We start from the raw sequence: 21,769 nt of genomic DNA, 5'->3' as shown, positions 1-21,769 counted from the left end.
GTGATGCTCGGCCAGACCTGGCGCAAGAGCATCCGTAGCGGAGACAACGGCGCGTGCGTCGAGGTTCGGCGCGTAGGCGGCACCATCGAGGTCCGCGACACGAAGGACCGGAGCAAAACCGCGCACGTCTACACCCTGGAAGAGTGGGAAGCGTTCATCGGTGGCGCAAAGGCCGGTGAATTCGACCTCTGATCAACGGGGCGTGTAGCGGAGCTGCGCGCGACGGGGGTCCAGCCTGTCGGTGTCTTTACTAAGCTAGGTACGTGACTAGCTTCGATGGGAACGAGGTCGTTGATCGTTTACGATCGGTGGCCGAGGACCTGGGCTCGTTAAGCGATCGTCTGCGACTCACAGCGCAAGCTGCCCAAACGCGGCATTTTCAGGCCGCTGACCGAGGCGGCCTGGCTGAGGTCACGGTAGATGGTCGGCCCCGGGTCGCTGAGCTGCGATTGCATCGTGATGCCCTCAGCATGAGGCCCGACGAGCTCGACAACATGCTGACCACCGTGATCAACCAAGCGCTGCAAGAAGCGCGCTCGGCGACGCACGAGGCGATTCTCGACGCCCTGCCCCCATCACTCCGGCAGGACGCCGATAAGGCCGCTGGGCAGGCACGACCGTGACCACGCCTGAGCAGTCGATGGAAGCGCTCCGACGGGCGATCGCGGATATGCCACACCGGATTGCCGAGGTGACCGAGCGCGTCAATGCCATCTCAACGGCGACGGTCACTGGCCAGGACGAGAGCGGTTCAGTCACGGTCACCGCGTCAGGACAAGGGCAAATCATTTCCGTACGCGTGGAACACCGCGCCCTGCGCGAATGGGACGCCTCCGTCGTTGCAGCTCGGGTCACCACGGCGGTCAACGCCGCCCTGACCCGGGCCGAGGTGGCGTTGGAGGAGGCGGCCGCAGACCCAGATACCCACGGCGGGATCGGCATGGACGACAGCTTCCGCGCGTTCGCGCAGCGGATGGAGGCGACCCTGGACCGGCTTGAGCGCCTCAACCACGACATCGACCGGCTCCTCGACTGATCGAGGGCCCGACACCCGGGTCAGCCCGGTTCGACGGCGTCGGCTGCCGTGCCTGCGGTGTTCCAGGCGTCGAAGTAGCTCTTGCCGCCGTCCTTGGCGGCGCTGCCGGTGGTCGGCGGGGCGACCAGGCCGAACGTGGCAGCGGCGATCGCCTTGCTCGTCGCGGCGTTCCGGGCGCGGAAGTTCGCCTCCTTGCGGACACGATCCATGCCCTTGGCCGCCTTGGCACCCTTCTTCGCGGCGGTCAGCGTCTCGTTGAGCTCTTTGAGCCAGGCGTAGAGCTTCTTCAGGATCTGGGAGAGCTTCATCAACAGTTCGCTGACCTTGGTCAGGACCTGGCTCAGCCGCACCACGACCTGCGAAATCCGGGCGAGGACCATGGTGGCTCGGGCGAGCGAGGCGGCGACGAACGCGGCGAGTGAGGCGCCGGCGGTGACGATGGACAGCGCCAGGTTGGTGATGAACAGGCTGATCACGAACATGACCAGACTGGTGATCAAATCGATGATCATGTTGGCGCACTCGACGCAGGCCTGCGCCGCGTTCTCCAGCAGCTCCGGTGCCTTGTCCAGTGAGTCGGCCAGCCCGTGCAGCCGCTGGTCGATCAGGTCGACGGTGGCACTGAACGCGAGGTAGGCGTCACCGGTCCAGCCGGCCGCGAGCTGATTCCGGTCGCGCGCCTGGTCCTCGGCGACCTGCCGGACTACGGTGGCGATCTGGGTGTACTGCGGCGCGGCGGCGAGCAACGCCTGCGGGTCACCGCTGACCGACTTCAACGTCTCGTTGGCCCAGTTGAAAGGGTGATGTAGCGCGGACTGCACGAGGTCGGGCAGCCCGGAGAACCACGCTTCCAGATCGTTGGCCGCCTGCTGGCTCACTTGGCCCCCGGGTGCAGCTGTTCGTCGGCTCGCAGGTCGGCGGCCCCGGCCAGATCGGTTTCGGCCAGCAGATCGACGACCTCTTTAACCGTCTCGGACAGCGACAGCAGTGCGTGACTGGCGAAGTCCGTGACGTCCGAGCAGTCCGAGACGAACTCCGCGTAGGCGTCATAGACCCGACCGCCCACTCCCGGGACGTACCCGAAGGCATCACGCGGGACATTCACTGCGCTCAGGCCGTTCCGCGCCTGATCCGTACGGTCTCGCCGGCCGATACCACGGTCGGCGAATGCGAACATCGCCGACAGGTCGGCTTTCACTTCTCCAGACATGTGACTCCCCGTTGTCACCAGTCAGGCGGAATCGGACAGCGCTCGCACAAACCGGTTGGCCGCGCTGACGTCGAGAGCAGCGAGCATCATCGCGAACGTCGAGCCGTCAGTAAAGGTCAGTTCGCACCGGCCCCACTGAAAGAACAGCTTGCTGTGCCGCCGGACGCTGCGGATGGCCGACCGCTGCACGGCGTAGTGGATGGCGAACTTCGGCGGCTGCTCGGACAGCCGGTTCAGGAAGATAAGCCTGCGATCCGTGATCGCCCACTCCAGAGAGGCCGTCTCAACACCTCGGGTGCCTCGCCACAAGCGGCCAGCGACCGACTCCGGCGAACCGGAGCCGAGCGACCCCGAGACGAGACGTCGCGTCCGGTCCGGATGGAGCTGCAGACCAGTCCAGCCGAAGCCCTCAATCCAGCGATCCGACCGGCTAGGCCGTTGGCCGGTCTGACGCAACTGTTCGAGCTCCCGAGGACTCAACTCGTCATCTGTACGCTCCAGGCGGCTGCTGTCGCCGTACACATCCGGGTTGAAGTAACCCATGGCGATCAATCGCTCGCCCGGCTCCAGCACCTCGACGACGAACTCTCCCCAGACCTTGACCAGGTTGAACAGCGGCACGCCAGAACCCTATCGGCCCTGATAGGTCAAATACAGCCACATCTTTGACACCTCGTGATGTCCACGCGCGCAGTGCACGACACCTTACGTCCTTGGCGGGCGCGTAGCACCACGATGAGGCGACGGCCGGCACGCTGGCGAGAACGCCAACTCTGCCGCCCGCGCTTTCTTCCGCCGTGCTGAAGCCGACGGCGTCATCCCGATCGGGACGAGCCCCGCCCACCAGGTCAAGAAACCCCGCTGACTGCCGAACACGCGACGGGCTCTGCTGCCGTGGGAGCTGGGTCTACGCCAACATCCGCCGGTTCCTGCTCTACGGCCTGTCCGGCGGCGCGGCCGAGATCGCCGTGATGCTCGCCGGGCCGTTCCTCGGCCTGCCGCTGTTCCTGCTGCCGGCCCAGATCCTCTGGGTCAACCTGCTCACCCACGGCCTGCCCGGCGTCGCGCTCGGCAGCGAGCCGGCGCCGCCCGACGTCATGCAGAACCCGCCTCGGCCGCCGGCCGAATCGGTGCTCGGCGCCGGGTTGTGGCAGCGCATCCTGCGGGTCGGCACGGTCATCGCCGCCGTCACGCTCGGCATCGGTGTCTGGGCGCACGCCACCGACCGGCCCTGGCAGAGCATGGCCTTCTTCGCCCTCGGCGCGACCCAGCTCGCCGTCGCCGTCGGCTCGCGCGCCCGGCCCGGCACCCGTGCCAACCCGATGCTGCTACTCGCGGTCGCCGTCGCCCTCGGTCTGCAGTTCGCCGGCTTGTACGTGCCGATCCTCAACGAGCTGCTCGGCACCGAACCCGTACCGCCGCTGGATCTTCTGATCATCTGCGGGCTGTCCGGTCTCGGTTACGCCGCGATCCGCCTCGACCGGGTCGTCCACCCACGCGACCGCAGCACTGCGGCCACCACGGCCCGCGCGACGGTCACCGCCGGGCGCTGAGCCGCGGCGGCTCGCCGGCCCGGGCGATCGGGCGGCGGTCGCCCAGCACCGCCCGGAGCGTCACCCGGCGCTGGCCCGCCCACTGGCAGACACACCGTTTCATGGCCTCGCGCACCCGCCACGGGGATAGACCGATGGTTGTATCGGCTGTAGACCTCGGTACGGCGTACGGCAGAAGCCCGGGTCTTCCGGCTCTTGCCTGCAGTGCCCACGGTGGCCGGACAGTAGAGGGTCAGGCCACTTCTTGCCCGACGAAGGGGGTCGTGATGTCCGCTCGCGAGGTCTTGTTCGACTCCGATGGGGTGTGTTGCGCCGCCGACCTGTACCTGCCTGATCCGGCGCCGGCCACCGTGCCGTGCGTGGTGATGGGCCACGGCGGCAGCGGGACGAAACGGTTGGGGCTGCCCGCGTACGCGCGGAAGTTCGCCGCCGCCGGTATTGCCGCGTTCGTCTTCGACTATCGCGGATTCGGTGCCAGCGAGGGCGTGCCGCGGCAGGTCATCGACGTGGCGGCGCAACGCGACGACTATCGAGCAGCAGTCCGGCATGTCCGCGAAATGCCCGGGATCGACCCTCGGCGGGTGGCGCTGTGGGGCACGTCGCTCAGCGGTGGCCACGTGCTCGCCGTCGCCGCAGCCGATCCGATGATCACAGCCGCGATAGCCCAGGTGCCCATGATCGACGGCCTGCATCGCGGGGGTGGCCTGCGGCAACGCCTCAATCTCGAGGTCGCCGCCAGAACGCTGAAGTTCACCGCCGCGGCGCTGCGGGACATCCGGAACGCGCGGCGTGGGCAAGATCCGTTTCTGGTGCCGGTCGTGGCCGCGCCCGGGAAGACGGCCGTGTTCACCGAGCCGGACGCCCGGGCGACGTTCGACGCACTCGGCGGCGAGGCGACCGGATGGCGTAATCAGCTCGCGCCCCGGTTCGTCTTTGCCCTGCCCCGGTATGTCCGGGGCACTGCCGAACGGCTGACGATGCCGCTGCTGATGATTCTGGCCGACCACGACCCGCAAGCCTCCAGCACCTACGCCGCCCGCGTCGCCGCCCGCGCTTGGCACGCCGACATCCGCCACTACCCGATCGGCCACTTCGACGTCTACCTGCCACCGGTCTTCGACCGGATCAGTGATATGCAAGTGGACTTCTTGCGCACTCACTTGCTGGCCAACGCGCAGTCAGCAGCCGCCACACCGGCCGGTTGATCGTGAGGAGCGGGAGCGGACCGGATGTCCGCACCGAGGTGCCGGGCCTGACGTGGGCCGGCTCGGGACCGTCGGCCCTGATCGGCCCAGGACGCTCCGGTGGATGCTGACGATATGTGGGGAGCGGGCGCGCCTCCCCCGGCCGCTGGGGCTTCTCGGTGCCCACACCGTCTATCGGTCCCGCCCGGCCACAGAGGCAGACGCCGACCGTCGACTCGGGCGCGTCGGCGCCGATAGCACCCGAAGCGCTTGAGCGGGCTCAACACCGCGAGCGGTGCATACCGCGACAGGAGTAAGGGGGTTCCCGTGGCGCGCTGGCTCGGTGACACCCTGGCGAGCATCCCGCCGGTGCTCGCCTATCTGCTCGTCGGTGTGCTGGCCACCGGCGAGTCGGTCTTCGTCGGCTTGGTGCTGCCCGGCGAACTCGCGCTGCTGCTCGGCGGCTTTCTCGCCTTCCGCGGGCAGGTCAGTCTCGCGGTGATGATGGCCGTGGCCGCCGCCGGGGCTGTCGGCGGTTACCTGCTCGGCTACGAGATCGGCCGCCGGTACGGCCCGGCTTTGCGGACCAGCCGGATCGGCCGGCGCATCGGCCCCGCCCGCTGGCAGCGCGTCGAGGGCGCGCTCGCCGCCCGCGGCGCCCGAATCCTGCTGCTCGGGCGGCTGGTGGGGATCCTGCGCGCGGTGATGCCGGCCGCCGCCGGCATGACCCGGATGCGGTACCGCACCTTCGCGACCTACGCGGTCGTCGGCGGCGTCGTCTGGGGCCCCGGCTTCGTCCTGCTCGGCTACCTGGCCGGCACCTCCTACCGCAAGGTGGCCACCATCGCCGGGCCGGCCGGTCTCGTCCTGCTGATCCTGCTCGCCCTGATCAGCACCGTCACCGCAGCGGCACGATATGCCGCCGCACACCAGGACCGGATCAGAGCCGTCATGGTTCGCCGGCTCGACCGGCCCGCCATGGTGCGCCTGCGCCGGCGCTACCGTACTCAGCTGTCTTTCGCCGCCCGCCGCCTCTCCCCCGGCGGGGCCCTCGGACTGGAGCTGACCGTCGGCCTGGCCGTCATCGGCGTCGCCGGGTGGGCCTTCGGCGCCGTCCTGGAGGATGTCCTGCACCGCGACGAGCTCGCCACCGTGGACAGCCCGGTCGCCGCCTGGCTGGTCGATCACCGGACTGCTTGGCTGACCACCGTCATGCGTGGCATCACCGCTGCGGGCACCGCCCGGGTCACGGTGCCGCTCTTGATATTCGCGGGCCTGCTGATGGTTCGTCACGCACACCGGTTAAGCACAGCGGTCATGCTGATCGTCGTCCCCGCCGGCACCAGCGTGCTGGTCACCGGGATCAAACTGCTGACGACCCGGACCCGGCCGGACATCGCGGACCTGCTGACCGCGGCTCCCGGGTACGCGTTCCCGTCCGGGCACAGCGCCCATGCCGCCGCCGTCTACGGCCTGCTGGCCTACCTCGCCGCCACTCGGTTGCGACGCTGGAGTCACCGGGTGGCCGTGTGGACGGTCGCGGTCCTGGTCACCATGCTGGTCGGCTTCTCTCGCCTCTACCTGGGCGCGCACTGGCTCACGGACGTCCTCGGCGGCTACACCCTCGCGGCGACCTGGACCGCTCTGGTCGTGACCGCCGTCACCACCGTCCGCCGCGGCAGGGCCGGTGCCGCTGCAACGACCGGCCAGGCCACCGAGGTGATCAACCATGCTCACGGCACCACCCGCTCGGCCGAGCATCGATAGCCGATGCGCCTACGCCGCGGAAGCCCCCTGGGCAGCAGGTTCTCGGATGCGTCGTGAGCTGACGTCGTCGCGAGTCGGGAACCGGATGCCGGGGTCCCGGTCAGGCGCCGGGCGGCATCGTGCGCCGGGGCAACCAGTGCCCTTGTCGACGAAAGGGCGGCCAGCACCAGGCGCCGCGACGACCGGATACACCCCATGGTGGAGTAGGTGAAACCCTCAGGACCGGGCGGCGGGACCCGGCGGTCCTTGCGGTCGGGGCTTCACGCCCGAAGACTCGGATCCGATCAGCCTTCGGATTCGCACACCGGCAGTGTGACGGTGAAAGTGGCGCCTCGGCCCGGACCGGGCGATTCAGCAACGATGGCGCCACGATGGGCTTCGACGATGGCCCGGGTGATGGTCAGGCCGATGCCCGACCCGTGCCGGCCGGGAATCCGGCCGGGCACCGCCGCGCCGGCCGTACTACGAGCCGGGTCCGTGCGGTAGAAGCGGTCGAACAGCAACGCGGCGTGCTCCGGAGCAAAACCCTCACCGGTGTCGGCGACGGCGACTCGGGCAACGGTCTGCGGATGGTCCCCCGGCTGTCGCGCGCCGGCGGGCCCGGTGACCGTGACGGTGACCGTGCCGCCGGCCGGAGTGTGCCGCCGGGCGTTGTCGAGCAGATTCATCAACGCTTCGACCAGGCGATCCTCGTCGACGACGACCGTCGGGCCCGGATCGTCGGCCCGCAGGAGCAGGTCGATGTCGTCGGCCTGGTATCCGGGTCGCAGCGCGGTGACCGCACGCCGGGCGACGGCGGCGAGGTGGACCGGACGCAGGTGGAGGGCGAGTTGGCGTTCCTCAGCGCGGGAGACCGATTCCAGGTCGACGACCAGCCGGCGCAGCCGGGATGCCTGTTCACCGAGGGTGTCGACGGTTTCGGTGTCGACGGGCAGGACGCCGTCGGTGATCGCCTCGACGGTGGCTTCGAGTGCGGCGATGGGGGTGCGCAGTTCATGGCCGAGGTCGGCCAGCAACCGCCGCCGGGTCTGCTCGGACGTGGCCAGTTTGCCGGCGAGCCGGTTGACCGCAGCGGTCAGGGCGGTGAATTCGGGTCCGAGTCGCGGGTCGGTGACGCCGGTGTCGTAGTTGCCGTCGGCGATCCGGGTGGTGGCCGCGGCCAGTTCGGCCACCGGCGCGGCAAGCCGGCGGGCGACCAGCCAGGTGACCATCCCGGCAGCGAGCACGGCGACGACGACCCCGGCGGCCAGCGAGATCAGCGTGGCCTGGGTGAAGGCCCGGTCCACGTGGCTCTGCACAGCCGCGGTGAGGTCAGGCATCCGGGAGCGGCGCAGGTGTGTGCCGAACACCGGCGGCGCGACCAGCAGCGCCACCACCAGCAGGGTGCCCGCGCCCGCGCAGACGACCAGCGCCATCGCCGCGAACAGCCGGGTCCCCAGCCCCAGACGCGCCCACCGCACGGCCAGAGCCGGCCGGCCGGTCATCCCGGTCCCATCCGGTAGCCGACGCCGCGGACGGTACGGATGTAGCGCGGCTCGGCCGGGTCGTCGCCGAGCTTGCGGCGGGCGTGCCCGAGGTGGATGTCGACCAGGTGTTCATCGCCGACCCAGTCGCCGCCCCAGACCGCGTCGATGAGCTGCCGGCGGGTGAACGCCTGCCGCGGCCGGGCCGCCAGCGTCGCCAGCAGGTCGAACTCGGTACGGGTCAGGTCGACGACCCGCTCGCCGACGCGGACCTCCCGAGCAGCCGGGTCCAGGCTCAGCGCCCCGAACCGGTGCACGTCCTCGCCGCCGGCGGGAACTGCCGTGGTGCGGGGACGCCGCAGCATGGTCCGGATCCGGGCGACCAGCTCGCGGGGGCTGAACGGCTTGGTCAGGTAGTCGTCGGCGCCCACCGACAGGCCGATCAGCTTGTCGACCTCGTCGGCCCGGGCAGTCAGCATGATCACGTACGCGTCGGTGAAGGTGCGCAACGTCCGGCACACCTCGATCCCGTCGATGCCGGGCAGCATCAGGTCGAGCACCACCACGTCCGGCGCGATCGTCCGGGCCGCGTGCAGGGCGGCTTCGCCGTCGGCGGCGGTGGTGACCGCGAAACCTTCCCGCCGCAGGTAGCCGGCCACGGCGCGGACCAGGGCCGGCTCGTCGTCGACGACCAGCGCCCGCACCGGGGCGGGTTTCTCGGCACCGGCGTTCATCCCTACGCTCCTGTCATGGCGACGAATGCGCCGTGCCAGGTGTGGTACCAGATCGCGCCGGTGACCGCGTTGACCGACAGCATGCCCACGATCTTTCCGCCGTGGACGGTGTGCAGGGTGTAGTAGCCGGGGAAGGCCGTCGCGTCGTCGGCGGTCTGGCCGCTGGGCTGCGCGTCGAGCCACGCCTGGGCGCCGGCGAGCGCCTGTTCCTGGGTGACCTGCGGGGTCACGTCGCCGGTGGCGTGCATGCCGTAGCGGGTGTTCCACATCATCGCCGGACCGTACTCGATGCCGGCCGTCCCGGTCGCCGGGTCGATCAGCACCTCGGTGGCGCCGGCCCCGGGCGCGGTGAGCAGTTCACTGTAGTAGCCGTCGGCGAACCGCATGACCTCACCCGCGTGCAGGTTGCCGCCGAGCCGGTCGGCGAACGCCTGCGCCCGCGCGTGCGCGGCGGCCATCGTGGTCACCGCGCGGCCGTCGCCGGGCAACCCGAAACGACCGCCGGCCGGCCCGAAGCCGCCCGTCATGCCGCCGGCGCCGCCCATCATGCCGCCCGCGCCCATCATGCCGGACCTGTAGCCGCGCACCGGACCACCGCCGGCGGCGACCGACCGGCCCGGGGCCGGAGCACCGTGGCCGACGCCGTACGCCACCGTGGTGACGCTGCCGGCCAGTGCCAGCACCGCGACGGCCAGGGCAGCGATCGACCAGCCGCGCCGCACGGTGTTCATCGGTGTCCCCTTGCCTGAGTCAGCGTCTGCCGCTGCTGCAGGTAGGTCTCCTGGTCGATCTCGCCGCGGGCGAAACGCCGGTCCAGGATGTCCTCCGGCGACTCGCGTCGCGCGTTTCCTCGGTCGTCGGGCCGCATGCTGGGCAGCAGCCGCACCACCAACAGGATGATCACCACGATCAGCAGCAGCCAGAACAGGCCCATCCCGAGCCAGGCGCCCCAGCCCATGCCGCCGTACCAACCCATCATCGTCGCGCTCCTTCCACAAGGGCGGGCCTGTCCTGCTCCGGTCCGCCGGCCAAGCTGCGGGCCTGGCCATACCTTCACCCTGCCCTTCGGATACGAACATCGGCCTGCGCTAACGACGAAGATTTGACGAAGCCGCACGGTGCTTCGACCGTTGCAGCGCGGCAGCGCGCAGGTCATCGGCGCGCTCGCGCAGCAGGGCCAGACCACCGACGGCGTAGGTGCGCCGTCGATGGTGGCCGGTACACCGCGACCGGTCAGCAATCCCAACCGGTCACGCCGGTCAGCCCCCGCTCTTGGCCCCCTCGGCCACAGCGTCCGGACGAAGGCCGCAGAGAAGCGCAATTGTCACAGGTGCCGGTTACCGGGTTTCGCGAAGAAACGGTGTGAGAAGTTCGCTGGCGCGGGAGCGGACATGTGCAGGGTCGCCGCCCGCCTCGATGAGGCTGGACGCGCTGTAGACGATCGCGTTGATCAGTTCGGCGGTGGTCGCTGGATCGGGCAGGTTCATCTCTCGTAGCGCGTCGAGCAGCGGGTGTGACAGTTGTTGGTGCATGGCGCGGTTGCTGTCGTCGATCTGCTGGCCGGGCGCGATGGCGGCGAGGGCCCGGGCTACCGCGTGTTCGCCTTCGGCGACCAGCTCGAGGTTGGTGTCGACGTAGGCCAGTACCTGCGCGTCCGGCGTGCCGGCTGCGGTCATCGCGTCGGTTACGCGGTTCGACCAGCGGGGGAACACGTCCTGGATGAGGGCGTCGAGCAGGTCCTGGCGAGATTTGAAGTATTCGTAGGCCGAGGAGCGGGCCAGCCCGGCGCGGCCTGCGACCGCCGCGAGGGACGGAGCGGTGCCGGGTTCCTCGGCCAGGAGGGCACGGGCCGCGTCGAGCAGCGCACGGTATTTGGCGGCGCGGTGCTCGGCGACGGTGGGCGCTGAGATACGCGGCACCGTGCCTCCCTCGCGTCGCTCAGCCGGACAGTTTTCCGTCGATCATTTCTACCACCCGGCCGCAGTGCTGGAGCACGTCAGTGTCGTGCGTGACCATCACCGTGGCCACGCCGGCGTGCTCGGTCTCGCGGGCCAGCAGTTCGACCACCTCGTGGCTGCGGGCGCGGTCGAGTGCCGCTGTCGGTTCGTCGACCAGTAGCAGTGACGGGTTGCCGATCAATGCCCGGGCGATGCCGACGCGTTGGCGTTCGCCGCCGGAGAGCTGGTGCGGGCGGCGGCGGGCCTTGCCGGCCATCCCGACTTCGGCGAGCAGCTGCTCGGCGTCGCGTCCGCCGGTCTTGCGCCGGTTGAGGTGGTTCATGAGCCGCAGTTGGTCGATCGCGGTCAGCGCCGGGAGCAGGTTGCCGCTCTGGAAGACGAAGCCGATGTGTTCGCGCCGGTAGGTGGTACGCGCCGCCGGTTTCATGGTGGCCAGGTCGTTGCCGTCGATGGTGACGCTGCCCTCGTCGGGCAGGGTCAGGCCGCCCGGCCACGGCGAGCAGGCTGGACTTGCCGGCGCCGGACGGTCCGACCACCGCGACCAGTTCGCCGGGTGCGACGGTGAGACTGACCGCGTCCAGCGCGGTGATGGTGTCGTCGCCGTCGCCCAGGCGCAGGGTCACGCCGGCCAGGTGCAGGCCGGTGCGGGTCATGGTGCCGGGCTTCATCGTTGTGCTCCGAGGGCGGCCAGCGGGTTGACCGTGGCGATGCGGACGATGGCGGTGGCCGCGCCGAGCAGGCCGAGGGTGACCAGCAGCGCGGCCGCGGTCAGCACGGCTGGGGTTTCCAGGGCGAACGGCACGTCACCGCCGCTGAGCAGAGCTCCCGTGCCTACGCCGGCCAGCAATCCGGTGGCGCAGGCGGCCAGCAGGATGAGCAGTGCCTGGGCGAGGCCGTCGCGCAGCAGGTACCGCCGGGATGCGCCGATCGCCCGCAGGACCGCCAGTTCGTGGCGCCGGTGGATGGTCCAGACCGTGAAGAAGGCACCCACGACCAGGGCGGAGATGGCGTACAGGAAGACCTGGATGAGGGTGAGGGTCGAGGTTTCGGCGCTGTAGCCGGGTGAGGTCGCGTACGCGTCGGTGAGCGTCATGCTGGTGGTGTGTGCGGCGGTGTCCCCGGCGGTGAGGTCGACGGTGGCGCCGTCACGTTCTCTGATCGCTGCCGCTGTGGCCTCACCGTCGTTGGCGCCGTGGATCCGGCGCCAGGTGTCGAGCGGTAGGTAGGCCACGTCGACGTGTCCGAACGTACGTTGATCGGCGGTGGCCCCGATGACGGTGAGTTTGACGCCGAGCCGGTCGATGGTGATCGTGTCGCCGAGGTGCAGTCCGGCCTCGATCAGGGTGCTGGAGACGACGAGACCGTCGGCGCTGCCCAGCCGGGTTCCGCCGGCGGGTGCCGGGTCCAGGAACGAGCCGGGCTCGACGCCGAACAGGGCCAGGTCGATCGGCATGCCGGTGCCGCTGTGTGCGTTCACCAGTGTGTTGCCGAACGGCTCGGCCGCCTCGACGCCCGGTCGCCCGCGCCAGGCCGCCACCTGCCCGGCATCGATGACGCTGCGTGAGAAGGCTCCGTCCACCCGGGTCCCCTCGGCGAACCCGAACGCCGTGACCGGCATCTGCCGCAGACCGGACACGCCATCGTTGACCAGTCCGGACGACAGGCCGGACAGCAGCACCATGAGCACCGCGATCAGGGCCACCACCGCACCCATCAACGCGAATCTCGAGCGCGCGAACCGCAGCTCACGCCATGCCAGAAACATAACCGCTCCCCCAAACTTGCCGACATATTGTCGGTAACTATACCGACACGCTGTCGGCAAGATGGGTGCGCGTTACTGAACTGAATTCGCGACCGCTCGGCGCCCACCGGTCACCGCCACGACCGCCGTATGCGCACATGGTTGAGGTCGCCTCCGAACGCACGCTCGCCTACCAGAGCGGCAAACCGAACAACGCCGCCCCCGGGCGAGCCGGTTTCTGTTGGCGCGACCGTCTCGCACGCCACCTGTGGCGGGACAGCGCTCACCAGGACTGTCAGCCGCCCTTGGCTACCGTCCTGTACTGCGATCTCGACGATTTCAAACCCACCAATGACCGTTTCGGCCACGAGGCCGGCGACGAAGTGCTCCGATGCGTTGCCCGGCGCCTCACGGCCGCTCTGCGGCGGAGCGACATCGTTGCCCGTGTCGGCGGCGACGAATTCCTCGCGTACTGCCCAGGCGTTGATCAGGCCGCCGCCCGGCTGATACGGCAGAGCGTCGAGGATGCTCTCAAGGAACCGATGCTCTGGAACGGCATGACGCTGACCGTCGGCGCCACGGTGGGCACCGCAACCAGCACCCTGGGCGGGAACTCATCATCGGATGCGTTGATAGCCGCCGCCGACAACGCCATGTACCGGCGCAAGCGCGCGCGTAAACGCATCTCCCCCATGCCTACGGCGGCAGGAGAAACCGCCGCTGCCGGTGAGGGCGTCGCTTGCGTACAAGGGGTGACGAGCAACTTCTGACGCGGCCCGCATTTCAGTCACGCCCCCACCCGGCCAAAACGCACCACGAGCCACCCGGACGTCTCCCACCTGCTCGGCGTCTACCACGCCTGGCCGCGCACGAACTCGACCGGCACCGTTCGACGCCGCCGCTCTGACACCGCCGTAGCCTTTGGTCCGACACACCCGCTGACAGAGCCAGCAAAACGGGCGAAGGACCGGCCACCGTCAGTGACCAGCACGCCCGCCTGTCGCCGGTTAACGGCCTTTGCCGACGTCCTGCCGTGCACTTCTTCTGCGGAGGGGATCTTCGGTCATGGCTGCCCTCGGTGCAGCCCCCTGATCAGTCGCCGTCGCGCTGTCCGGGTCCTTCCTGGCTGGGTGTGGAGCTGAAGTTGCCGGTCCAGGAGGCTTTGGCGCCGGAGTCGCCGATCCGGTACGTGTCGTAGACGGCGAAGCCGGCGATGATGACGGCGAGCGCGATGACGATCTTGGTGATCGCCGCCGACCCGGCAGCGAGGTAGGTGCGTTGCCCAGCCGCGGCGCCCGCCTCGCGCTGGCGCCACCAGATCACTAGCGCCAGCAGAGCGACCGGGATGGCCGCCCAGATGGCGGTGTCGCCGAGTTCGGTGTGGTCGCGCAGCAGGGCGGAGTCGGTGACGCGGTGCTCCAGCCATTCACCGGCGCTGGTCGTGACCGGCACGAGGGCGACGACGAGCACGGACAGGATCGCGTTCGGCCCGGCCAGGCGGCGGCGCAGCGACGGCGAGATCGCCGTCAGTACGAGCAGCAGGGCGGCAAGCGGCAGCAGGACCACGATGGCGTGCACGAGCAGGATGTGGGCCGGCAGTCCGTTGATGGTGCCCATGGAATTCCCTCCGAGCGGCTGGGGATGCGACGCGGGTGTCGGTGGTGACCCGGTCGACGACGTGCTGAAAGGCTAAGCAGTGAATCTTCACGTTCTCCCATTTTCGGCCGGGACGCTTGTCCGGTCGCTGAGCCGGGAGGGAGCCGTGAGAAGGCATGAGTGTTACGCCGGTGAGGGGCCGGGTGAGGCTGAGCGGGTCTGGCCGACCGGTCGGCCGTAGACGTCCGGTGCGGCGGTGGTGGGCTGACCTGGCCGGGTCGGCCGCTCTGTTCAGTGTGGTGCTGGCTGTCGCGTTGTGGCTGCACAACGGCGGTCTTCGTGACGTTTCGACGCCGGGCGGACCGGCGACCTCGGCCGGGCGGCTGACCGGCTTGGTGGCCTCCGACCTGCTGTTGTTGCAGGTGCTGCTGATGGCGCGGATTCCGTGGGTGGAACGCAGCTACGGCCAGGACCGACTGGCCCGGCGGCACCGGCTGGTCGGGTTCGTGTCGTTCTGGTTGATGCTCGCCCACCTAGGGCTGATCACGCTGGGATACGCGCAGAGCGGCGGCGGGGGCGTCATCGCTACGGCGTGGGAGCTGGTGGTCACGTACCCGGGCATGGTCCTGGCGACGGCGGGCACCGGGCTGCTGGTGCTGGTCGTGGTCCTGTCGGTGCGTGCGGCACGGCGCCGGCAGCGGTACGAGACGTGGCACCTGATCCACCTGTACGCCTATCTCGGGGTCGGGCTGGCCCTGCCGCACCAGCTGTGGACCGGCGCCGACTTCACCGCTTCGGAGTTGTCGCAGCTGTACTGGTGGGGCCTGTGGGCCGCCGCGCTCGTGGCAGTGCTGGTGTTCCGGATCGGGCTGCCCGCCTACCGGTCGGCGTATCACCGGCTACGGGTGCACACGGTGGTGCGCGAGGCGCCGGGTGTGGTGTCGGTGTACCTGCGGGGACGGCACCTCGATCGGCTGCCCGCGGTGGCCGGGCAGTTCTTCTGCTGGCGATTCCTCGACGGGCCGGGCTGGAGCCGCGCCCACCCGTACACCTTGTCGTCCGCACCGTCGGGTGACCTGCTGCGGATCACGGTCAAAGATCTCGGCGACGGTAGTTCCCGGATGGCCGCCCTGCGTCCGGGCACGCGGGTGCTGGTGGAAGGCCCGTACGGCGCGCTGACCACCGATCACGGCGCCCCCCGGCGGCAGGTTCTGCTGATGGCCGCCGGAGTCGGCATCACCACGATGCGGGCGCTGCTCGACGACCTGACCGGGGTCGGCGCGCAGGTGACGCTGCTGTACCGGGTCAGGCGGCACGAGGACGCCGTCTTCCGGACCGAGTTGGACGACGCGGCCCGCCGTCACGGGGTCCAGGTGGTGTACCTGCCGGGTGGCCGGGCCCGGCCCGGGTCGTGGCTGCCGGAGGGCTTTTCGCGGGTCAGTGACCTCGCGGGACTGCGGTGGCTGGTGCCGGACGTGGCCCGGCGCGAGGTCTACCTCTGTGGACCGCCGCCGTGGATGTCGGCGGTGCGGGCCACGCTGCGCGATGCGGGTGTCGGGCCGGACCACATTCACGCCGAAGAGTTCGCCTGGTGAAACCTCCGAACCGAGCAGGGAGACGATGACAATGCGCAGGATCACGTTGTACGTCATGTCGACCGTGGCGGCACTGGTACTGCTGTTCAGTTACCGGACGAGTTCCGGCGCGACGCTGCCCGGCGCCGGCACAGCGGCCGCTGCTCCCGGCGTCGTTCCGGATACGGCTACGGCCGTACCGTCAGCAGGCACGCCGTCGAAGGGTCACCGGGCCACGACCGTCAACGGGACGGTGGCGCAGACCCGGTGGGGGCCGGTGCAGGTGCAGGTCACCATCGTCGGCCGGAAGATCACCGACGTCCGGGCGCTGCAGCACCCGACTGGCAGCGCCCGCGACGACCGCATCAACACGGACGCCCTGCCCCGGCTGCGTGAACAGGTTCTCACGGCGCAGAGCGCCCGGATCGACGGCGTCACCGGGGCGACGGTGACCAGCGGTGGCTACCGCCGGTCGTTGCAGGCCGCGCTGGACGCGGCACACTTCGGATGACCAGGCTTGGGAGAGTGACACCATGACCGACGCTGCGGCTGGTACTACGCGACTGCTGGTGGTCGAGGACGACCGTGAGGTCGGCCCGCTGCTGGTACGCCTGTTCCGGGGCGCCGGTTACGAGACCGACCTCGCCGTGGACGGCCAGGCCGGCCTGCACCGGGCCCTGACCCGCCGCTACGACGCGCTGATCCTCGATCGAGGCCTACCCGCCATCGAAGGCCTTGATCTCCTGGCCCGGCTACGACGATCCGGCGTGACCGTTCCCGCCCTGGTGCTGACCGCGCTCGGCACCGTGTCGGACCGGGTCGCCGGCCTGGACGGCGGTGCCGAGGACTACCTGGTCAAGCCGTTCGAGGTCGACGAACTGCTGGCCCGGGTCCGGGTCATGCTGCGCCGCCGGAGCGCATCGAGCGAGCTCCTCGCCGTCGGACGGGAACAGTTCGACCTGGTCACCCGAACCGTGACCGGCCCGGACGGCACTGTGGTGGCGCTGTCGGGCCGCGAGAGCGACCTGCTCCGGCTACTGGCACGACATCCGGCTCGGGCCTTCAGTCGTGAGGAGATCATCGCCGAAGTCTTTCCCGATGCCTCCAGCGTCACGCTGGCCGACACCTACGTGCACTACCTGCGCCGCAAGCTCGGCACCGGGGTGGTGTCCACGGTGCGAGGCGTGGGCTACCGACTCGGCCGCGACCGGGGTGCGCCCGCATGAGATCCGATCCCGATCGGGTGTTGCTGTCCCGGGCGCGGCGCGTGATGGCTCTGCAGACCGCCGCGGCGATCACCGTGAGCCTGCTGGTGCTCGGCTTCCTGGCGTTGATCGTGGTGGTCCACAGCCAGAACACCGCCACCACCAAACTGCTCAAGCAGACCGCGGCGACCACCGACGACGTCAACGATCCACCACCCGACGTGTGGATCTTCAAACAACACCCGGACGGTACGGTCGAGGCCAGCGAGGACGCTCCGGAAGGGCTCCCGGACCACAGCGTCCTGGACCGCGTGCGAGCCGACGGGATGCCCGTGACGACCACGATCGGCGGTCGCGAGGGCGGCTACCGTGCCCTGACCCGGCTCCGCGGCGACCAGGTGGTGCAGGTCGTCACGAGCCGGCATGAGCAGCACGACGAGCTGGAGCGCCTGCTCGGCGCGCTCGCCGTCGGTGAATTCGTCGGCCTGCTCGTCGCGCTGCTGTCGGCGGCGCTGCTCGCCCGCCGCGCGACCGCACCGCTGGCGCAGGCGCTGGCCCGGCAGCGGCACTTCGTCGCCGACGCCAGCCACGAACTGCGCACCCCGCTGACCCAATTGCACACCCGAGCGCAACTGCTGCAGATGGACCTGCGCGCCGGCGCGGACCTCGCGAACGTCACCAGCGACGTCGACCACCTCGTCACCGGAACCCGCCACCTCGGTGAAGTCGTCGACGACCTGCTGCTCTCCAGCCAGCTCAGCCGCCGCGACGACGCCCGCCTGCCCGTCGACATCAAGGCCGTCGCCGCCGACGTCCTGGCGAACCAGGCCGACCGCGCCGAAGCCCAGGAGGTCGAGCTCGGCCTGCGTGCCGGCACCGCCGGACCTTTCGTCGTAGCCGGGCACCACGCCGCCTTGCGGCGAGTGCTCACCGCCCTGGTCGACAACGCCTTGAGCCACACCCCGGCCGGCGGACACGTCCGCATCGACGTCGGCAGGTCCGGCGCCACGATCACGGTCGTCGTGCGTGACGACGGGACCGGCTTCGACCCGGCCGACACCGAGCGAATCTTCGCCCGATTCGCCCGCGGCGGCGACCACGATCAGCGGCGCTTCGGCCTCGGTCTCGCCCTGGCCCGCGAGGTGATCACCGGACACGGCGGCACGATCGAAGCATGGGGGCGACCCGGACACGGCGCGGCCTTCACCATCCGCCTACCGGCGGCCGCCGGCGGCGACACCGCCTGACGGCAGGGCGGCCCGATGACCGCGAACGCCGACATCGGTTCGGGCCGACCGGCCGCGTTGCCACATCTGCGTCGCCTCAGTTGTCGAGGAGTCCGGCCGATAAGCAGGTGTGGCTGGCGCAATGAGCGAGGCCGGCAGAGTGTCACAGGACCAGAAGGGGTCCGTGGAGCACTCCGGAACTCGTGCGCGAACTTTCGGCGGCCTTCAGGACGAGTTGTGTGCACCGCAGGTGAAGGACAGCAGCCGTGTCCAGCCTGCGGGTGTATTCGATTCATCGGATGTGCTCGATATCACCATCGTGTGCCAGATCCTCGGATTCCAGCGGAGCGTTGCCGCTGCCGCCGTCATCGACAAGGCCGACATCTTCCAGGCCGCCAACCGCGCGTTCTGCACCCTGACCGGCCGCACCCCGGACCAGTTGCTCGGCACGTCCTGCAACGAGGTCCTGCACCCCGGCCGCACCGCCGACCAGCTACCCGGGCCGGAGACCGTCGCCTTCGAACAGCGATTCGCGGGTCTGGACGGCCGCGTGCGATGGGGCGAGGTGACGCTCACTCCGGTCGCCGGGCCGGACGACCGAGCATATCGGCTGGTGCAGGTACGCGACGTCACAGCACAGCGCCGGGCGGATGCCGACACCGCCCGGCAGACCCACGCGCTGCTCGCGGTCATCCGTGCCCAGCGGGCGGTGACCGCCGCCGCACAGAACAGTGACGCGGTCCTGCAGGTGATGGCGCAACAAGCAGTTGAGGCATTCCCCGCCGCGGACGGCGCCGCCGTGGAGATGGTCGACGGAGACGTCCTGCACTATGCGGCCGTCGCCGGTCTCCTGGCCCCGCATCGAGGCGTACGCCTCAGCATCGCAGGATCTTTGTCCGGGATCGCGATGGCCACCGGCGTCACCGTCCATTGCGACGACACCGAGACCGATGACCGCGTCAACCGCGAGGCCTGCCGCCAGGTCGGCATCCGCTCCATGTGCATCGCCCCACTGTTCAGCGCAGAAAAGCCGATCGGCGTGCTGAAGGTGGCCGCCGCCCGAGCCCACACCTTTCACGCGGACGACACGCACCAGCTGGAGTTGCTGGCGAGCAGCCTCTCCGCGGCGCTGCGGCACGCCGACGCCTACACGCAGAACAGCACCCTGCTCGCCGAGCGGACCGCCGCGCTGGCCGCCCGCGATCAGGCCGCCGCTGAACTGGCGGACCGCAACCGGGAGCTGACCGCCGCCAATCAGCTCAAGCAGGACCTGATCGGCATGCTGGGCCACGAAATCGGAAGCCCGCTGGCCGCCATCCGCGCGTACGCCGAGATGCTGATCGAAACCTGGGACGAGAACGACCGGCACAGCCGCTTGCGCGATGTGCAGACGATCGACCGCAACGCCCGCCGGCTGGCACTCATCGTCGATGACGTCCTGGCGCTGGTCACCGCCGATGCGGGCCGGCTCACCGCCCGCCCGCAGGACATCACTCTGCACGCGCATCTACGAGCCGTCGTCGGGCAGGCCGCCGGCAACCCGGCGTCGATCGTCTGCCCGTCCGACCTGGCCGTTGCGGTCGACCCCCGGCACCTCGAGCAGATCATCGTCAACCTGCTGTCCAACGCGGCCAAATACGGAGCCGGCTCCACCCGCATCACCGCCGACCAGGCCGGCGACCGCATCCTGATCCGGGTCAGCGACGACGGACCAGGCGTGTCCGAGCCGTTCCGGTCACAACTGTTCGAACGCTTCGCCCGCTCCGACACCACCTCGGCCAGCGTTCCCGGCACCGGGCTCGGCCTGTACATCGTGCGGGAACTCGCCCGCGCCAACGGCGGCGACATCGCCTACGAAGCCACGGCAGAGGCCGGAGCGACCTTCGTCGTCTCCCTACCAGCGGCGCATCGGCGACCCGGCTGACCGGCTTCTACCAACGCATCGGCATCAGCCGCCACAACGCGCCGATGATCAAGTCTCAAGGCGGCTCGATGTAGACGCCCAGAACCGAGATCTCCGCGCGAGGCTCAACCTCCGGTTCCGCCATCAGCGGGGCGGCTCCGGGGTGACCGGGAGGTGCTCTGGGTGTGACATTCGGCCGTGATGCGGGAAACCGTAGACATACTCGATACCCCCGGGGGTATTCTCGGGACAGACGAATACCCCGCAGGGTATCGGTGCGACGGAGGTGGCATCCATGGAAATGAGCCCGGTCCTGCTGAAGGACGCGCTGACCCGCTTGAAGCGGGCGCAGGGGCAGCTCGGCGCGGTGATCGCGATGATCGAGAATGGCGAGGACTGCCGGCGGGTGCTCACGCAGTTGTCCGCGGCGTCCAGCGCTATCGACCGGGCGGGCTTCAAGATCATTGCGACCGGGATGCGGGAATGCCAGACCGCACGCGGGCGCGGCGAGGAGCCGCCGATGAGTGAGGACGAGCTCGAGAAGCTTTTCATGTCGTTCTCCTGAGCCCGCCAGCCTCCCGCTTCACGAGAGTGGAGCGGGAGGACGGCTTTTTCCACGGCCGCATTCCGCCCTTCACATACCCCCCGGGGTATATACTTATTGGAGTAGCAGGTGACGTTGAGTGAGATTTCTGTTGATCAGTTGAAGCGCGACAGCTTCTGCCGCGTTCTGCTTGATGTGCGCAGCCCCGGCGAGTACGCCGGTGGCCACCTTCCCGGTGCGGTGAACGTGCCCCTCGACGAGGTCGCCGCGGTCGCCGCCCAGTACGCCGGGCAGGACGTGGTGACGGTGTGCCACTCCGGTGCCCGCAGTCTGGCCGCTGCCCGGCTACTGGCCGCCGCGGGCGCCCGGGTGCAGTCGCTGGCCGGTGGGACCCAGGCGTGGCGCCAGGCCGGGCACCCGGTCGAGACAAGCCGCTGATCAGCGCCGACAAGCAAGGAGAACCCGCACCCCCATGACCACACCCATTGGCACCCCAGCCGCCCTCGACGTCCCCGCCCTGCAACACCTGCTCGCCACCGGCCACGCACCGCGGCTGATCGACGTGCGCACCCCGGCCGAGTTCGAGACCGCGCACATCCCCGGCTCCTACAACGTGCCCCTGGACCTGCTGCGCGAGCACCGCGACGAACTACGAGACCACCTCGACGAGCAGGTCGTGCTCGTCTGCCGCTCCGGGCAGCGTGCCACCCGGGCCGAACACGCCCTCGCCGGGGCGGGCCTACCGAATCTGCGGGTGCTCACCGGCGGCATCACCGCCTGGCAGACCGCCCACGCACCGGTCACCACCGGCACGCCGCGCTGGGACCTGGAACGACAAGTCCGCCTGGTCGCCGGCACCGCAGTGCTGCTCGCCGTGCTCGCCAGCGCCCTGGCCGAACCGGCCAAGTGGGTAGCCGCGGTCATCGGCGCGGGCCTCGCACTCGCCGCACTGACCAACACCTGCGCGATGGGCATGATGCTGGCCAGACTGCCGTACAACCGCGGCCCGCGCACCGACCTCCACCAGATTGTCACCGCTCTGACCAGCGACCGGCGGTAGACGCCATGCCAT

The 21,769-nt window shown here is 69.9% G+C and carries 26 protein-coding genes and 1 pseudogene; 15 read left to right on the top strand and 12 right to left on the bottom strand.

Annotated features, from left to right (window positions below; translation table 11 throughout):
- The first annotated feature begins 3 nt into the window (after positions 1 to 3).
- The 3 genes from ACH442_RS17080 (at position 4) to ACH442_RS17070 (ending at position 1,036) form a co-directional block, all read left to right on the top strand.
- Positions 4 to 192 (top strand): DUF397 domain-containing protein, encoded by a 189-nt coding sequence (locus ACH442_RS17080; protein ID WP_396338961.1) that lies wholly within the window; start codon positions 4 to 6, stop codon positions 190 to 192.
- A 71-nt stretch (positions 193 to 263) separates the two neighbouring features.
- Positions 264 to 623, top strand: a complete 360-nt coding sequence (locus ACH442_RS17075) for a YbaB/EbfC family nucleoid-associated protein (protein WP_396338960.1) — start codon at positions 264 to 266, stop codon at positions 621 to 623.
- On the top strand, positions 620 to 1,036 hold the full coding sequence (locus ACH442_RS17070) for a YbaB/EbfC family nucleoid-associated protein (RefSeq protein ID WP_396338959.1): 417 nt from the start codon (positions 620 to 622) through the stop codon (positions 1,034 to 1,036). Before ACH442_RS17075 ends, ACH442_RS17070 begins: the two co-directional genes overlap by 4 nt.
- Positions 1,037 to 1,056: 20 nt before the next feature.
- Here ACH442_RS17070 and ACH442_RS17065 read toward each other — a convergent pair whose 3' ends face one another.
- The 3 genes from ACH442_RS17065 to ACH442_RS17055 are packed head-to-tail and all read right to left on the bottom strand — an operon-like array spanning position 1,057 to position 2,867.
- Positions 1,057 to 1,914, bottom strand: a complete 858-nt coding sequence (locus tag ACH442_RS17065) for a WXG100 family type VII secretion target (RefSeq protein WP_396338958.1) — start codon at positions 1,912 to 1,914, stop codon at positions 1,057 to 1,059.
- A complete protein-coding gene (locus tag ACH442_RS17060) occupies positions 1,911 to 2,234 on the bottom strand; it encodes a hypothetical protein (protein ID WP_396338957.1) in 324 nt (107 codons plus the stop codon). The genes ACH442_RS17065 and ACH442_RS17060 overlap by 4 nt, the downstream gene beginning before the upstream one ends.
- Before the next feature lie 33 nt (positions 2,235 to 2,267).
- Entirely contained in the window at positions 2,268 to 2,867 is a 600-nt protein-coding gene (locus ACH442_RS17055; protein ID WP_396338956.1) for a hypothetical protein, read from the bottom strand.
- Between the two features lie 176 nt (positions 2,868 to 3,043).
- Here ACH442_RS17055 and ACH442_RS17050 point away from each other — a divergent pair, with 176 nt between their 5' ends.
- From ACH442_RS17050 to ACH442_RS17040, 3 genes are all read left to right on the top strand, one after another.
- A complete protein-coding gene (locus ACH442_RS17050; protein ID WP_396338955.1) occupies positions 3,044 to 3,799 on the top strand; it encodes a cation transporting ATPase C-terminal domain-containing protein in 756 nt (251 codons plus the stop codon).
- 266 nt (positions 3,800 to 4,065) lie between these two features.
- Positions 4,066 to 5,004 carry an alpha/beta hydrolase gene (locus tag ACH442_RS17045; protein WP_396338954.1) on the top strand — a complete coding sequence of 313 codons (939 nt, stop codon included), beginning with the start codon at positions 4,066 to 4,068 and terminating at the stop codon, positions 5,002 to 5,004.
- 306 nt (positions 5,005 to 5,310) lie between these two features.
- Positions 5,311 to 6,750: a bifunctional DedA family/phosphatase PAP2 family protein gene (locus ACH442_RS17040; protein WP_396338953.1), complete on the top strand. Its 1,440-nt coding sequence runs from the start codon at positions 5,311 to 5,313 to the stop codon at positions 6,748 to 6,750.
- Between the two features lie 284 nt (positions 6,751 to 7,034).
- Here the strand turns inward: ACH442_RS17040 and ACH442_RS17035 are convergent, their stop codons facing one another.
- The 8 genes and pseudogenes from ACH442_RS17035 to ACH442_RS17000 form a co-directional block, all read right to left on the bottom strand.
- On the bottom strand, positions 7,035 to 8,234 hold the full coding sequence (locus tag ACH442_RS17035) for a sensor histidine kinase (protein WP_396338952.1): 1,200 nt from the start codon (positions 8,232 to 8,234) through the stop codon (positions 7,035 to 7,037).
- Entirely contained in the window at positions 8,231 to 8,947 is a 717-nt protein-coding gene (locus tag ACH442_RS17030; RefSeq protein WP_396338951.1) for a response regulator, read from the bottom strand. Before ACH442_RS17030 ends, ACH442_RS17035 begins: the two co-directional genes overlap by 4 nt.
- Positions 8,948 to 8,949: 2 nt before the next feature.
- On the bottom strand, positions 8,950 to 9,678 hold the full coding sequence (locus ACH442_RS17025) for a hypothetical protein (RefSeq protein ID WP_396338950.1): 729 nt from the start codon (positions 9,676 to 9,678) through the stop codon (positions 8,950 to 8,952).
- Positions 9,675 to 9,926, bottom strand: a complete 252-nt coding sequence (locus tag ACH442_RS17020) for an SHOCT domain-containing protein (protein WP_396338949.1) — start codon at positions 9,924 to 9,926, stop codon at positions 9,675 to 9,677. Before ACH442_RS17020 ends, ACH442_RS17025 begins: the two co-directional genes overlap by 4 nt.
- A 358-nt stretch (positions 9,927 to 10,284) precedes the next feature.
- Positions 10,285 to 10,866, bottom strand: coding sequence for a TetR/AcrR family transcriptional regulator (locus ACH442_RS17015; RefSeq protein ID WP_396338948.1), 582 nt, complete (start codon positions 10,864 to 10,866; stop codon positions 10,285 to 10,287).
- Between the two features lie 19 nt (positions 10,867 to 10,885).
- Positions 10,886 to 11,332, bottom strand: a complete 447-nt coding sequence (locus tag ACH442_RS17010; protein WP_396338947.1) for an ABC transporter ATP-binding protein — start codon at positions 11,330 to 11,332, stop codon at positions 10,886 to 10,888.
- 106 nt (positions 11,333 to 11,438) lie between these two features.
- Positions 11,439 to 11,558, bottom strand: a pseudogene (locus tag ACH442_RS17005) (ABC transporter ATP-binding protein); the annotation flags it as partial.
- 11 nt (positions 11,559 to 11,569) lie between these two features.
- A complete protein-coding gene (locus ACH442_RS17000) occupies positions 11,570 to 12,670 on the bottom strand; it encodes an ABC transporter permease (protein WP_396338946.1) in 1,101 nt (366 codons plus the stop codon).
- A 137-nt stretch (positions 12,671 to 12,807) separates the two neighbouring features.
- Here ACH442_RS17000 and ACH442_RS16995 point away from each other — a divergent pair, with 137 nt between their 5' ends.
- Positions 12,808 to 13,419, top strand: a complete 612-nt coding sequence (locus tag ACH442_RS16995; RefSeq protein ID WP_396338945.1) for a GGDEF domain-containing protein — start codon at positions 12,808 to 12,810, stop codon at positions 13,417 to 13,419.
- A gap of 322 nt (positions 13,420 to 13,741) precedes the next feature.
- On the opposite strand, the gene ACH442_RS16990 is transcribed toward ACH442_RS16995, so the two are convergent.
- Positions 13,742 to 14,266 carry a DUF2231 domain-containing protein gene (locus tag ACH442_RS16990; protein ID WP_396338944.1) on the bottom strand — a complete coding sequence of 175 codons (525 nt, stop codon included), beginning with the start codon at positions 14,264 to 14,266 and terminating at the stop codon, positions 13,742 to 13,744.
- Positions 14,267 to 14,493: 227 nt separating this feature from the next.
- Here ACH442_RS16990 and ACH442_RS16985 point away from each other — a divergent pair, with 227 nt between their 5' ends.
- From ACH442_RS16985 to ACH442_RS16950, 8 genes are all read left to right on the top strand, one after another.
- Positions 14,494 to 15,840 carry a ferric reductase-like transmembrane domain-containing protein gene (locus ACH442_RS16985; RefSeq protein WP_396338943.1) on the top strand — a complete coding sequence of 449 codons (1,347 nt, stop codon included), beginning with the start codon at positions 14,494 to 14,496 and terminating at the stop codon, positions 15,838 to 15,840.
- Positions 15,841 to 15,865: 25 nt separating this feature from the next.
- The gene (locus ACH442_RS16980) at positions 15,866 to 16,330 is read left to right on the top strand and encodes an FMN-binding protein (protein ID WP_396338942.1); all 465 of its coding nucleotides are present in this window, start codon (positions 15,866 to 15,868) and stop codon (positions 16,328 to 16,330) included.
- Positions 16,331 to 16,352: 22 nt separating this feature from the next.
- A complete protein-coding gene (locus ACH442_RS16975; protein WP_396338941.1) occupies positions 16,353 to 17,045 on the top strand; it encodes a response regulator transcription factor in 693 nt (230 codons plus the stop codon).
- Positions 17,042 to 18,271 (top strand): sensor histidine kinase, encoded by a 1,230-nt coding sequence (locus ACH442_RS16970; RefSeq protein ID WP_396338940.1) that lies wholly within the window; start codon positions 17,042 to 17,044, stop codon positions 18,269 to 18,271. Before ACH442_RS16975 ends, ACH442_RS16970 begins: the two co-directional genes overlap by 4 nt.
- A 280-nt stretch (positions 18,272 to 18,551) precedes the next feature.
- Complete coding sequence (locus ACH442_RS16965) at positions 18,552 to 20,174, top strand: ATP-binding protein (RefSeq protein ID WP_396338939.1); 1,623 nt, start codon at positions 18,552 to 18,554, stop codon at positions 20,172 to 20,174.
- A 274-nt stretch (positions 20,175 to 20,448) separates the two neighbouring features.
- Positions 20,449 to 20,718 (top strand): metal-sensitive transcriptional regulator, encoded by a 270-nt coding sequence (locus ACH442_RS16960; RefSeq protein WP_396338938.1) that lies wholly within the window; start codon positions 20,449 to 20,451, stop codon positions 20,716 to 20,718.
- Between the two features lie 108 nt (positions 20,719 to 20,826).
- Positions 20,827 to 21,135 (top strand): rhodanese-like domain-containing protein, encoded by a 309-nt coding sequence (locus ACH442_RS16955; RefSeq protein ID WP_396338937.1) that lies wholly within the window; start codon positions 20,827 to 20,829, stop codon positions 21,133 to 21,135.
- Between the two features lie 34 nt (positions 21,136 to 21,169).
- Positions 21,170 to 21,757: a rhodanese-like domain-containing protein gene (locus tag ACH442_RS16950; RefSeq protein ID WP_396338936.1), complete on the top strand. Its 588-nt coding sequence runs from the start codon at positions 21,170 to 21,172 to the stop codon at positions 21,755 to 21,757.
- Positions 21,758 to 21,769 lie beyond the last annotated feature (12 nt).

It is taken from the genome of Actinoplanes sp. NPDC020271, assembly GCF_044388125.1.
Classification (GTDB): Bacteria; Actinomycetota; Actinomycetes; order Mycobacteriales; family Micromonosporaceae; genus Actinoplanes.
This window is presented reverse-complemented; position numbering and strand designations above follow the sequence as displayed.